This window comes from Aliidongia dinghuensis (assembly GCF_014643535.1).
Classification (GTDB): domain Bacteria; phylum Pseudomonadota; class Alphaproteobacteria; order ATCC43930; family CGMCC-115725; genus Aliidongia; species Aliidongia dinghuensis.
This window is the reverse complement of record NZ_BMJQ01000015.1, coordinates 40,070-52,811: the sequence shown is the minus strand read 5'-3', so window position 1 is coordinate 52,811 and position 12,742 is coordinate 40,070. Positions and strand designations below refer to the sequence as shown.

General features: G+C 64.7%; 9 protein-coding genes. All 9 read left to right on the top strand.

The genetic code is table 11. The features are described from left to right. Positions 1-24 precede the first annotated feature (24 nt). The 9 genes from IEY58_RS25100 (at position 25) to IEY58_RS25060 (ending at position 12,739) form a co-directional block, all read left to right on the top strand. On the top strand, positions 25-1,044 hold the full coding sequence (locus IEY58_RS25100; RefSeq protein ID WP_189050902.1) for a GlxA family transcriptional regulator: 1,020 nt from the start codon (positions 25-27) through the stop codon (positions 1,042-1,044). An 872-nt stretch (positions 1,045-1,916) separates the two neighbouring features. Continuing rightward, positions 1,917-4,580 (top strand): hypothetical protein, encoded by a 2,664-nt coding sequence (locus tag IEY58_RS25095; protein ID WP_189050901.1) that lies wholly within the window; start codon positions 1,917-1,919, stop codon positions 4,578-4,580. A gap of 315 nt (positions 4,581-4,895) precedes the next feature. After that, positions 4,896-6,326, top strand: a complete 1,431-nt coding sequence (locus tag IEY58_RS25090) for an NAD-dependent succinate-semialdehyde dehydrogenase (protein ID WP_189050900.1) — start codon at positions 4,896-4,898, stop codon at positions 6,324-6,326. A 222-nt stretch (positions 6,327-6,548) separates the two neighbouring features. Next, positions 6,549-7,283 carry a class II aldolase/adducin family protein gene (locus IEY58_RS25085; protein ID WP_229743939.1) on the top strand — a complete coding sequence of 245 codons (735 nt, stop codon included), beginning with the start codon at positions 6,549-6,551 and terminating at the stop codon, positions 7,281-7,283. 46 nt (positions 7,284-7,329) lie between these two features. Next, positions 7,330-8,883 (top strand): ABC transporter substrate-binding protein, encoded by a 1,554-nt coding sequence (locus IEY58_RS25080; RefSeq protein ID WP_189050898.1) that lies wholly within the window; start codon positions 7,330-7,332, stop codon positions 8,881-8,883. A 21-nt stretch (positions 8,884-8,904) separates the two neighbouring features. Next, the gene (locus IEY58_RS25075) at positions 8,905-9,852 is read left to right on the top strand and encodes an ABC transporter permease (protein WP_189050897.1); all 948 of its coding nucleotides are present in this window, start codon (positions 8,905-8,907) and stop codon (positions 9,850-9,852) included. Next, positions 9,842-10,738 (top strand): ABC transporter permease, encoded by an 897-nt coding sequence (locus tag IEY58_RS25070; protein WP_189050896.1) that lies wholly within the window; start codon positions 9,842-9,844, stop codon positions 10,736-10,738. The genes IEY58_RS25075 and IEY58_RS25070 overlap by 11 nt, the downstream gene beginning before the upstream one ends. A gap of 1 nt (position 10,739) precedes the next feature. Further along, positions 10,740-11,741, top strand: coding sequence for an ABC transporter ATP-binding protein (locus IEY58_RS25065; protein ID WP_189050895.1), 1,002 nt, complete (start codon positions 10,740-10,742; stop codon positions 11,739-11,741). Further along, a complete protein-coding gene (locus tag IEY58_RS25060) occupies positions 11,738-12,739 on the top strand; it encodes an ABC transporter ATP-binding protein (protein WP_189050893.1) in 1,002 nt (333 codons plus the stop codon). Before IEY58_RS25065 ends, IEY58_RS25060 begins: the two co-directional genes overlap by 4 nt. Positions 12,740-12,742: the final 3 nt, after the last annotated feature.

Here is a 12,742-nt window from a genome sequence, read left to right as displayed (position 1 = left end):
GTCAAATCTATCGCAGATTACGCCATGTCCTTTCCCGCACCTCCGAATCGCAAAATCGCCCTTATCGGCTATGACGGCGTTCAGTCGCTCGACCTCGTCGGTCCGCTGGAGGTCTTTTCCATGGTCAATCGATTTGCGGTCGCCGGGGCCTATGAGGTCATGCTGGCCTCGCCTCAGGGTGGTGAAATCGTCACCAATTCAGGGGTTAAACTCGCCGGCTCGCTCCCGCTTTCGATGCTGCCGGATGAACTCGATACCGTGCTTGTCGGCGGCGGCAGCGACGACAGCATCTGTACCGCCTACGCAAGCGGCCTGCCCGAATGGCTGCAGAGCCGGATCGGCTCCACCCGCCGGATCGGCAGCGTCTGTACCGGTGCGTTCATCCTGGCCGCCGCCGGACTTTTGGACGGGCGGCGCGCGACGACCCACTGGGACAACTGCGATGCCTTGCGCGCGTTCCGTCCGGCCGTGCAAGTAGAGCCGGACGCCATCTATGTGGCCGAGCCGCCGCTTTACACCTCGGCCGGCGTCACGGCCGGCATCGACCTGTGCCTGTCTTTCGTGGAGGCGGATCACGGCCCCGAGACAGCACTGACGGTCGCGCGCTATCTGGTGCTGTTCATGCACCGGGCCGGTGGGCAGAGCCAGTACAGCGTCGGCCTGAAAATGCAGGCGGCGGCGACACCCAGGTTGCGCGGGCTGATCGCCGAAATCTGTATGGACCCCTCTGGCGACCTGAGCCTGCCCAGGCTTGCCGAACGGGCCGGCATGACGGAGCGGACCTTTTCGCGGCTTTTCCGCAAAGAGACCGCCATGACGCCGGCGGCCTTCGTGGAAGCGGCGAGAGTGGACCGGGCGAGGGTGCTGCTGGAATCCTCCGACTGGCCCCTGGCGCGCGTGGCGGAGCGGGTCGGCTTCGGCAGTCTCGACAGTTTGCACCGGGCGTTTCAGCGGCGCGTCGGCGTCACGCCGGGCGATTACCGCAAACGGTTCGGGCGGGCGCGTCCGATGTCGCCGCAAGACGCGGCCGATATGACGCGCTAGGTATTCACGAAAGTCCGGGTCGGACTTTTGCATCTGCATTGTCATGAACTCGTTGGGTCAGCATCATCGCTTTCGATATGGTGATTCAGACAAAATCCCTCTCTTGGAGCAGGCGAAATCGTCGTTCGAGAGGGTACTACATCCTCTTTGGAGGCGGGTTCTGCACGGAGCAAGCTTGCTGGTATTTTTGTTGGTACCAGGACCTCCGTTGGTATCGAACAATACCGATGTCTCCTTGCGGTAGACCAAAGCGACGTCCTGACTGACCGACCGCTGCGGGCGTGGGCGGCCCCCGGCTATCGGCTCCTTTGCACCCATTTGCGCTATTCGGTGGACTGAGCACGGGGCCTGTAAGCGGCCCTTCGTTCAGAAAGCGCATGTGCGAAAGACGTGAAGGCGTTCCAAGGGGCAGCAGTTGATGGGCAGCGGTAAGGGGCCGCCGAAATCCAAGGGTTCAGCGGCGGGGAGGAAGCTATGGGGCCGGTGGTGAGCTTCCGGCACCATCGCCGCTTCTTCTATACGACGGAGGCCGTTGATGAAGCAGGTTGATGATCTGAGCCGTTCGCTTTCGGATTCTCAGACGAACCCGGTATAACAGCAAAAGGCTTGGCGATATGGTGGCGAATTGTCAGCGTTTAAAGAGAACGTCATCCCCGTGTGCTTCACTGGGATCCACGTCGGGAAGCTGCCTCTGTCTTGTAAGAGCAATGTATCGGCTCGACGTGGATGGCCGTGACAAGCACGGCCATGACGATGACAGGTTGGCGCATAGCCCCCAGCGCCAGACGTTTTGCCGCCTAGCAAAGATATCGCCTATTTCCTATTAATTTTACGCACAAGGACATTTTAATAATTTGCAAAGGAGAGCCGATTTGAATAAATTTCGTTGGGCGTCCTTGTTTATGAATTTTTATTCAGCAGTTAAATTGAGGAAATATTTTATAATTGCTTTCGGAGCGTCAGGTGTTTTGCTTGGAGTGACGCTTTATAGCGTTCCTTGTCTTGCGGCGCCGGCCGGCTCCGGTCTGCTCGAAATCCAATGCAGCAACACGCCATCAGATGCCGCTGTCATCAATGCCGCGATCCAAAATGCGGTCACACAGGGCTATGCCAATACCGGCTTCGTCTTCAAAGGCGACCGCCGTTCCAATACCTGCCTGATCAATCAGACCATCGTCCTGGTCCAAGGTCACAGCTATAGCGGCGCGCCCGGCACCGTATTGCAGCAGGCACGGACACCGGCGGCCACCGGCTGGTACAATGCCGTGCTCGCGACGCAATCCTATGTCAACCGGGCACCGTCCCCCATTGCGGACTGGCAGCTTACGATCACCAATCTGACGATCCGCGGAACCGGCCCAGCCTCCGCCTCGTCGTCTCCGACCGGTGACAAGGGGCTGGTCGTGCGTGCCGGAGGCATCCAAGTCAACAATGTCACGATCCGCGACATGTCCGGCGCGGGCATCTTCGAGACCGGCTACACCTTTTACAATCAGTATCTCCCCTGCAGCTGGTCGATGGTGAACGACACCTATGTGAACAATACGATCGAAAATACCGGCGGGGACGGGTTCCAGGTCGACGGCAGGAACGACTGCCCGAATGAAGGTCCGGCCGGGACGGATGGGCGCTTCGTCGGCAATACCATTGCGATGCCGTCTAATGGACGGGTCGCCCATAACGGCGCCGATCTGGAAGTCAGCGCCGGGTGGTGGATCCTGGACAATACAATCCGGAGCTTCGACGGTGCCGGATATCCGGGCAACGGCCTGATGGTCGCCAATACTTGGATGACGGAGATCGACGGCAACAGAATCGCCGGTTTCGGCTATGGCGGCGCGCAGGATGCGACGCAATTCTGCGGACAAACCCGGCCGGCTTCGAGCGGCTACGGTATCGAAGTCTGTGCCGGCAACCTGCCGGGCACGACGACGATTTCCAATAACGTCGTCAGCTTCGCCGATGCGCCGTCCGACCCCGACTATGCCGCGCGCCAGCACACTTATCTCGATGTCATCGCCGGCATCTACAACACCAGCAACGTCGTCGTTTCGCAGAACAGGCTGGACGGCATGGGCAAGAACGACACGGGCATCCGCTACGATGTCTATTTCCCCTATACCACCCTCAACATCACATCATCAGGGAATCGCGAGGCGCCATGGGCGCAGCCGCTGATCGATATCAGCGAAAACCTGCCGCAATCCTCCCTCACCTTGAATGGCCAAGCCGTCGGGCCCTCGACCCACCAAAAACCCGATCCGGCCACCGATGCGGTCGATGCCAAGCTGATAAGCCACATCCCGACGACGCCGTCCTATGCCGGGTCGGCCGTCATCCAATGCACCAATACGACGAGCGACGCGAAGACGATCAACGAGGCCATCAGACGCGTCCCGCCCGGCGCCCCCGTGCTTTTCGTCGGCGATCCCTCGTCCAACACCTGCCTGCTCGACCGTGCGGTGCGGCTCTATGGCGGTCATGTCTATAGCGGCGTCAACAGCACCATCATGCAACAGGTAGCACCGTCATCCGAACCGTCACCGGGCTCAGAAACCATGCCGGCCATCCTGGCATCGAATTCGTATCTGATTTCGTCCGGCACCGCCGACGATCCGATCACCATCGAGAATCTGACTGTGCAAGGTCCCGTCCCGACAAGTGCCACGCCGGTGCCCGGCAGCACGGCCGGCATCATTCTCCGCGCCAGCGGCAGCGTCATTTACAATGTCACGGTCAGCAACACCGAAGCGCAGGGCATCCTGCTGTCCGCCTATGGCGCCGATGGCCAAACCTATGTCAGCCGGGGCAGCCTGGCCAATAACGCGATCCTCTATAGCTGGATCTCGAACTCCGGCGGCCGCGGCTTCGAGGTGAGCGATGCCGACCCGAACGGCGATGGCGGCGTCGCCACGGCCGGCTGGCTGCAAAACAATTTCTTTTCCATGGCGCCGTCCATAACGGGCTCCGCCGCGATCTATCTGCAGAACGGCGCGTCATGGTCCGTCGTGGCCAACAGCGTCTATAGTGTGACCGGTGCTGGCGATCAGGGCGATGCGATCGTGGTGAGGAATGCCTATCAGACGGTCGTCGAACACAACTACATCGCCGGTTTCGGCGACAATGCCACCGACGCCACCCATTACGGGATCGCCGCGTGGGTCGGCGGCGGGAAAGCCGGCGCGAGCACGATTGCCTACAACCAAGTCTCCTTCGAGGACATCATCTCGGATTTCGACTTGCAGGGCGGCTCGCGGAGCTCTGTCACGGCCGCTGAAGACCGCTATCGCCGCATCCATCACATTTCCATCGCCATCCCCGGCGTCACCTGGGATAGCGGTGTCGTGACCCTGGTCGGGAATGCCGTCGTGGGCATGGACGGCTACGATACGGCCGATGGCTTTTTCGATAACGGCAACCCGAGCGCGACATTCACCGGTACCCAGGATGTCGGGCTGAGCTATTCCGTTGGCCCCAGGCTTGCTGTCGGCTCGGCCGGAAACGCCGTCGCTCATGTGCAGGCGACGGCGCCATGATAGCCGTATGGAAGCCGGGCAGCGGCAGGGCGGCGGTGTGCCCATGGCGGTCTTTCCTGGACGGGGGAAACTTCTCGGAAGCGGACAGTGCCATACCCAGGTTTGGGTCACGTGTCTAAAGCCAGTTTGCCGAGTTCTTTAGATCATTCGACAGCCCGGCCCCGGCCACCGTCGGCGATTGAAGCACGAAGGTGCAGATGCGGATGCGGATGCTGCATCGGTCAATCAGGATTAGTCATTTCATCTCCGACACGATGACGATGTACTACTCGGCGACAGCAAAACTGTTCCCCGTCGCGAAAGTAGTTCCGTCAAATGTCTTACGATGCGCCGCTTCTGTTCATCGATGGCTGTTGGCTGCCGGTTGATGGGCGTGACACCAGTCCCGTGATCAATCCTGCGACCGAGGAAGTGCTTGCGCACCTGCCGCACGCCTCTCCGGCGGACCTCGATCGTGCGCTGGAAGCGGCGCGGCGCGGTTACGCCCTGTGGCGCAAGACGTCGGCCTATGATCGAGCCCGGCTATTGCGCCGCGCCGCCGAACTGGTCCGCGAGCGTGTCGAACATATCGCGACGCTGTTGACGCTCGAGGAAGGCAAGGTGCTGGCCGAGGCGAGGCTTGAGGTGCTGGCTGCCGCGGACAATATCGACTGGTGCGCCGAAGAAGGCCGGCGCAGCTACGGTCGCATCATACCGCCACGAGCCGACGGATCGCGCTACCTGGTCCTGCGGGAGCCGATCGGCCCGGTTGCCGCCTTCTCGCCGTGGAATTTTCCCGCCACCACGCCGACGCGCAAGATCGCGGCGGCACTTGCTGCCGGCTGCTCCTGCATCATCAAGCCGTCGGAGGAGACGCCGGCCACGTGCCTGGCAATCGCCCGCGCGTTCGATGACGCTGGGCTGCCCAAGGGGGTTCTTAATGTCGTGTTCGGCGTCCCCGCCGAAATCTCGACCCGCCTGATTGCCTCCGATGTCATTCGCAAGATCTCGTTCACCGGCTCCACAGCCGTCGGCAAGCAATTGGCCGGGCTCGCCGCGACGGGTGCGAAGCGTGCGACGATGGAGCTGGGCGGGCATGGGCCGGTGATCGTGTTCGACGATGCGGCCGTCGATGAGGCGGCAAGGCTCACCATCGCCGGCAAGTTCCGCAATGCCGGGCAGGTGTGTGCTGCCCCGACGCGCTTCTTCGTCCATTCGAGCATCCACGACCGTTTCGTCGACCGCGTGTCGGAACTGGCCAATGAGTTGGTGGTCGGCAACGGGCTCGATCCGGCAACCCAGATGGGGCCGCTCGCCAATCCCCGGCGGATGGCGGCGATGGATCGCCTCATCGGCGACGCGCTCGACCGCGGAGCCCGGCTTGCGGCCGGCGGCGGCCGGATCGGCAATCGCGGCTTCTTCTGGCAGCCGACCGTGCTCACCGACGTGCCGATGGCGGCTCAGATCATGAGCGAAGAGCCGTTCGGCCCAGTGATTCTCACCCGGCGGTTCGACGATTTCGACACGGTGATCGCCGAGGCGAACGGTCTTGCCTATGCCTTGGCGGCCTATGCCTTCACCACCTCCGTCCGAACCGCTACGGCGGTCGCGGATGCGCTGGAATGCGGGCTCGTCGGCATCAATACCTATGCGATCAATGTTCCGGAGACGCCGTTCGGCGGCGTCAAGGAGAGCGGCTACGGGAGCGAAGGCGGTACGGAAGGGCTCGATGCCTATCTCAGCACCAAGTTCGTCCATCAAGCCTGACCGGGCGCGCCCAATGTCTGGCGAGCAGCTTCCGCGCGGTTGGAATACTCCGGCCGTAACGACCTGCGTTGCCGGCAGCGGGGGAGGGGCAAACGGGCAGGCGGGCAAGATACGAAGGACGCATCACCCGATCCGCATTACTCATTTCCCCGCATTGGCAGGCTGCCTCTACGATCGATCACTCGAAGATTGGGAGAGAGGTGTCGAACGATGCCCCTGGGCTTGACAGTCTCGGCAGAGGATGAGTGGCAGGCGCGGTGCGACCTCGCCGCCGTATTCCGTGTTCTCGCGCGGCTCGGCATGAACGAGCAGATTGCCAATCACAACAGCGTCATGTTGCCGGGTAGCCGCGACCTGTTCCTGATCAATCCTCGCGGTTTGCATTTTCGCGAGATCACCGCGAGCAAGCTTATCCTCTGCGACCTCGAGGGGCGGGTGCTGAAAGGCGCGGGCGAGCTGCGCAAAGTGGCGTTCCACATCCATGCCAAGATTCATCTGAACCATCCGCAGGCGACCTGCATCCTGCATGTCCATCCGCAATACCTGACCGCGCTCTCGATGGCGAAGGGCGGCAAGCTCGAGCTCGCCCATCAGAACAGCCTGACGCTCTATGACCGGATCGCCTACGACGACACGCACAACGGGCCGGTGCTGAGCGACGACGAGGGCGAGCGTGTGGCGCGCGTGCTGGGTGAGCGCACGATCCTGCTGATGGCCAATCACGGTGTCACGGTCGTCGGCCCATCGATCCACGAGGCCTTCGACGAGCTCTACATGGCCGAGCGGACCTGCATGTACCAGATGACCGCGACGGCCGCCGGCCTGCCGCTCGCGGTCCTGCGGGATGATCTGCGCGATCGCTACACCGGCCCTTGGGGCGAGCGGTTCGATGCGCGCCTGCATCTCGACGCCTGGCGCCGGATGCTCGACCGGGAAGAGCCGGACTATGCGACCTGACCGGTCGACGAAACGATAAAGTCTGACTAGCAACAGGGATTGCGAGATGAAGGCAAACATTGACCGGCGCCGGTTCGGCGTCGCGGCGCTGGCGGCTGCCCTGCTCACGCTCGGCACGCCGGTCCTGGCGCAAACCCGCGGCGGTGACGTCGTCGTGGCCCAGCAGGCGCAGCCGCCGAGCCTCGACGCGATGACGACCTTCGCCCAGGCCGCGCGCAACATCACGATGCATGTCTTCGAGACGCTCTATACACGCGGCGAGACCGGTGCGGTGATCCCGGAACTCGCCACGGACGAGACGACCTCACCCGATCTGCAAACCTACACGTTCCACCTGCGCAAGGGCGTCAAGTTCCATAACGGCAAGGAGATGACCGGCGTCGACGTGAAGGCGTCGCTCGAGCGCTATGCCAAGGTCGGCGCCTCGGCCCAGCTGCTCGCGACCGTCTCCGGCATCGACGTGCCCGACCCCTATACCGTCGTGGTCCATCTGAAGCAGCCGGTGCCGGCGTTCCTCGATTTCATCAGCACGCCGCGCGCGCCGATGGTGATCATGCCGGCCGAGGAGGCGGCGAAGGAGCCGAACAAGATCGCGCTCATCGGCACCGGCCCCTACCAGTTCGTCGAATACAAGCCGGACAGCTACGTCAAGCTGAAGCGCTTCGATGGCTATGTGCCGAACGGCCAGTTCTCTGGGCCGGACGGCTTCGGCGGCAAGAAGACGCCTTATTTCGACACGGTCACCTTCCGTTTCATGCCGGAATCGGGCGCCCGCGCCGCGGCGCTGCAGACCGGCGAGGTCCAGGCGCTGGAACAGCTCGCCGTCGCCGACGCGGAGCGGCTCAAGACCGACCAGAACGTCAAGCTCTACCAGATGATGCCCTGGGCCTTTCAGGTCTTCTTCCTCAACGCCAACGACGGGCCGACCAAGAACCTCAAGTTCCGCGAGGCGGTGCGCGCAGCACTCGGCAACGAGGAGATCATGGCGATCGCGACCGACGGGCTGTTCCGGCTCACGCACGGCTGGCAGCACCCGGGCACGGAATATTTCGCGGGCGACGTCGGCAAGGACAAGTACAACCTCAATGACCCGGAGCTGGCCAAGCGGCTCCTGAAGGAGGCCGGCTACAAGGGCGAGCCGTTCACGCTCGTCACCGACAACAGCTTCAAGAACGACAACGACGCCTCGGTCGTGGCGAGCCAGCAGCTCCAGGCGGTCGGCATCAACGTCAAGCTGCAGGTGGCCGACTGGCCGACCTCGATCGCCATGCGGCAGAAGCCCGTCGGTTGGAACATGTTCCCGATCTTCATCGGCGTCGAGCCGTGGGAGGGACCGTACAGCACCACGACCTTCTTCACCGGCAAGGACAATTGGCAGCAGCATGTCGATAGCGAGCTCGAGGCGGACGCCGACAAGCTCAATTCCTCGCCCTCGCTCGACGACCGCAAGGCGGCGTTCGCCGCCTTCCAGCAGCGCCTCATCGACCAGGTCTACGCGATCAAGCTCGGCGACCTCGGCATCTACCAGGCGACGCGGGCGAACGTCGCCAACTACAAGCCGTTCCGCATCCCCCGGATGTGGGACGTCTGGTTCAAGTAGCCGGGTCGGGCGGGAACAGCCATGTCACGCATTCTTATCAAGCGCCTGGCGAGTGCCGTGCCGGTGCTCCTGCTCGTGTCGCTGATCGCCTTCGTGCTGATCTGGCTGGTGCCGGGCGATGCGGCGGCCGAGCTCGCCGGCCCGAGCGCCAGCCCGGAGGAGCTCGCCCACATCCGCGCCGACCTCGGGCTCGACCAGCCGGTCTGGATGCAGGCGCTGCACTGGTACCGCAACCTGCTCTCAGGCGATCTTGGCCAGTCGCTCCTGCTCAACCGCAGCGTCGCCACGGCGATCTTGGAGCGCCTGCCGATCACCCTGTCGCTGACCGGCTTCGCCCTGGTCCTGACCCTGCTGCTCGGCGTCGGCAGCGGCACGGTCGCAGCGCTGAAGCGCAACAGCTGGATCGACCAGGCGGTCATGACGAGTGCGCTCGTCGGCCTGTCGCTGCCGGACTTCTGGCTGGGTCTGGTCGCGATTTACGTGTTCTCGGTGGCGCTCGGCTGGTTCCCGACAGGCGGCTTCGTGCCGTTCACCGACAGCCCCATGGGCTGGCTGCACACGACCACCTTGCCGGCGGCGGCACTCGCCATCACCCAGGTGGGCCTGCTCGCGCGCATGACGCGGTCCAGCCTGCTCGAGGTGCTGAGCCAGGACTACATCCGCACGGCTTGGGCCAAGGGGCTGCCCGGCCGCATCGTCATCCTCAAGCACGCGCTGCTCAACATCGGCGTGCCGGTGCTGACCGTGCTCGGCATCAGCATCGGCATCCTGTTCAGCGGCGCGGTGGTGATCGAATCCGTTTTCGCGATTCCGGGTGTCGGGCGGCTGATCATCGATGCCGTACTGCGCCGCGACCTGCCGGTGATCCAGGGCGGCATCCTGATTGTGGGATTGTTCATGGTGCTCGTGAATATCGCCGTCGACCTGCTCTATGGCGTCTTCGACCCGCGGGTGGCCCATGAGCGTTGAAACGGTCCTCTCGGCCCCCGCGGCGGCGAAGCCGCTGGGCTTCCTCGGGCGCCATCCCATGCTCCGCCGGCTTTTGGGCCACCGGCTGTTCGTGACCGGCGCCGTCCTGCTGCTGGTCGTGGTGCTGGCGACCGTGGCGGCCGACCTGATCGCACCCTATTCGCCGCTCAAGAACGACTTCCACTATCGCCTGGGCGCGCCCAACGCCGTTCACCTGATGGGGACCGACAATTTCGGCCGCGATGTGCTGAGCCGCGTGCTCTACGGCGGGCGCACGTCGCTCGCCATCGGCGTGCTGGCCATGCTCAGCTCGACAGTGCTTGGCGTGATCATCGGCGTCGGCGCCGGCTATTTCTCCCGGCTCGACAATCCGCTGATGCGGGCGATGGACGCGCTCATGGCCTTCCCGGGCGTACTGCTCGCGATCGCGCTCGCCTCCGTGCTGGGGCCGTCGATCGGCGACGTCGTGATCGCGCTCGCTGTCACCTATGCCCCGCGCACGGCGCGCATCGTGCGCGCCGCCGTGCTGGTCGTGCGCCGCATGGAATATATCGATGCGGCGCGTGTCGCCGGCGCCGGCCACCTGCGCATCATCCTGCGTCACGTGCTGCCGAACTGCCTGGCCCCGCTCATCGTGCAGATGACTTTCATTTTCGCCGTCTCGATCCTGGCCGAGGCGGTGCTGAGCTTCGTCGGCGTCGGTCCACCGCCGCCCACGCCCAGCTGGGGCAATATCATTGCGGACGGCCGCAACTATATCCCGTCGGCGCCCTGGATCTCGCTGTTTCCTGGGCTCGTGATCGCGGTGACCGTGCTGGGCGTGAACCTGATCGGCGACGGGCTGCGCGACGTGCTCGATCCGCGCCTCAAGCTCGAGGGCCGCTGATATGACCGCAGCCGTAAAGCCCCTGCTCGAAATCGACGGGCTCACGACGGAGGTGGGCCACCTCCGGATTCTCGATCGCGTCTCCTTCTCGATCGGCGCCGGCGAGGTCGTGGGCGTCGTCGGCGAGTCCGGCTCGGGCAAGAGCATGACCGCGCTCTCGACGATGCGCCTTCTGCCCGAGACCGTCCGTGTGACGGCGGGTACGGTCCGCTTCGCGGGTGCGGACCTGCTGGCCCTCAGCGAGGCGGAGATGCGTCGCATCCGTGGCGACCGGATCGCCATGATCTTTCAGGAGCCGATGAGTTCGCTGAACCCGGTGCTCTCGATCGGCGAGCAGATCGTCGAGACGCTCGTCCACCATCGCGGCGCCGGCCGGGCCGAGGCAAAGCGGCGCGCGATCGAGCTTCTCGAGCTGGTCGAGATCCCCGCCGCGGCGAAGCGGCTTGGCGATTATCCCCATCAGCTCTCGGGCGGCATGCGCCAGCGCGTCATGATCGCGATCGCGCTCGCGTGCGAGCCGAAGCTGCTCATCGCCGACGAGCCGACGACCGCGCTCGACGTCACGGTCCAGGCGCAGATCCTCGACCTGCTGCGCAGCCTGCGCCGGGAGCTCGCGATGTCGATCATGCTCATCACCCACGACCTGGGCGTGGTGGCCGAGTTCGCCGACCGGGTCGTCGTGCTCTATGCCGGACGGGTCGCCGAGACCGGGCCGGTCAAGGCGCTGTTCCGGGCGCCGTTCCATCCCTATACCCAAGGACTCCTGGGCTCAATCCCACCGCTTGACGGGCCGCTTTGCCGGCCGCTGCCGATCCCGGGCACGGTCCCGGCACTCGCCGACATGCCGGAGGGCTGCCGGTTCCAGCCGCGCTGCGCCGTCGCTGCCAGCCGCTGCACCGGGGCGCCGCCATTCTTCATGCTCGACGCCGGCCACGAAGCTGCGTGCTGGCGCGCCGCTCCCGAAGCGAGGGTCGTCGGAGAGCCCGCCGGAGAAACCGCATGATGCGACCCGTCCTGCTGAAGGCCGAGGGGCTGACCAAGCATTTCGGCAGCCAGCCAAGCCGGTTCGGGGCCGGCCTGTTCGGTGCCGATCGGCCCGTGCTGCGCGCCGTCGACGGCGTCGATCTCGAGGTGCGGCAAGGCGAGACGATGGGCATCGTCGGCGAAAGCGGCTGCGGCAAGTCGACCATGGGGCGGCTGCTCGTCCGCCTGCTGGAAGCGACGGCCGGGCGGGTCCAGTTCGACGGCATCGATCTCCTCACGCTCAAGGGCCGCGCGCTCACCGAGATCCGCCGCGACCTCGGCATGGTGTTCCAGGACCCCTGGGCCTCGCTCGACGGGCGGATGCGTGTGCGCGACATCATCGCCGAGCCCCTCGACATCCATCGCGCCGCCGCCGGTGCCGAGCGCCGCCGCCGGGTCGCCGAGCTGCTCGAGGTCGTAGGCCTGCCGGCCTCGGCGGCGGAGAAGCATCCGCACCAGTTCTCGGGCGGGCAGCGCCAGCGCATCGGCATCGCCCGTGCGCTGAGCTTGAAGCCGCGCTTCATCGTGCTCGACGAGGCGGTCTCGGCGCTCGACGTCTCGGTCCAGGCGCAGATCCTGCAACTCCTGGCTGATCTGCAGCGCGAGTTCGGGCTTACCTTCCTGTTCATCTCGCACAACTTGGCGGTCGTGAGGAACGTCGCCGATCGGGTCGCCGTAATGTACCTGGGCCGCGTCGTCGAATCCGGTCCGACGCAGGCGCTGTTCGAGGCGCCGCGTCATCCCTATACGCAGGCGCTGCTGTCGGCCATTCCGGTGCCCGATCCGGAGCGGCCGCGGACGCGCGTCGTGCTCAAGGGCGACGTGCCGAGCGCGTTGGCGCCGCCCGCCGGCTGCCGCTTCCATACGCGCTGCCCGATGGCGCAGGATATCTGCCGCCAGACCCCGCCGCCGACGGTCGCCGTCGGTCCGGATCATTCGGCCGCGTGCCATTTCGCGGCTTCGTCGCTCATGAATTAGGAA

What these genes read in the sequence shown, in the direction of transcription:
- IEY58_RS25090 (WP_189050900.1), top strand. Translation starts at nt 4,896, where the DNA reads ATGTCTTACGATGCGCCGCTTCTGTTCATCGATGGCTGTTGGCTGCCG.
- IEY58_RS25060 (WP_189050893.1), top strand. Translation starts at nt 11,738, where the DNA reads ATGATGCGACCCGTCCTGCTGAAGGCCGAGGGGCTGACCAAGCATTTC.
- IEY58_RS25070 (WP_189050896.1), top strand. Translation starts at nt 9,842, where the DNA reads ATGAGCGTTGAAACGGTCCTCTCGGCCCCCGCGGCGGCGAAGCCGCTG.
- IEY58_RS25080 (WP_189050898.1), top strand. Translation starts at nt 7,330, where the DNA reads ATGAAGGCAAACATTGACCGGCGCCGGTTCGGCGTCGCGGCGCTGGCG.
- IEY58_RS25065 (WP_189050895.1), top strand. Translation starts at nt 10,740, where the DNA reads ATGACCGCAGCCGTAAAGCCCCTGCTCGAAATCGACGGGCTCACGACG.
- IEY58_RS25075 (WP_189050897.1), top strand. Translation starts at nt 8,905, where the DNA reads ATGTCACGCATTCTTATCAAGCGCCTGGCGAGTGCCGTGCCGGTGCTC.
- IEY58_RS25100 (WP_189050902.1), top strand. Translation starts at nt 25, where the DNA reads ATGTCCTTTCCCGCACCTCCGAATCGCAAAATCGCCCTTATCGGCTAT.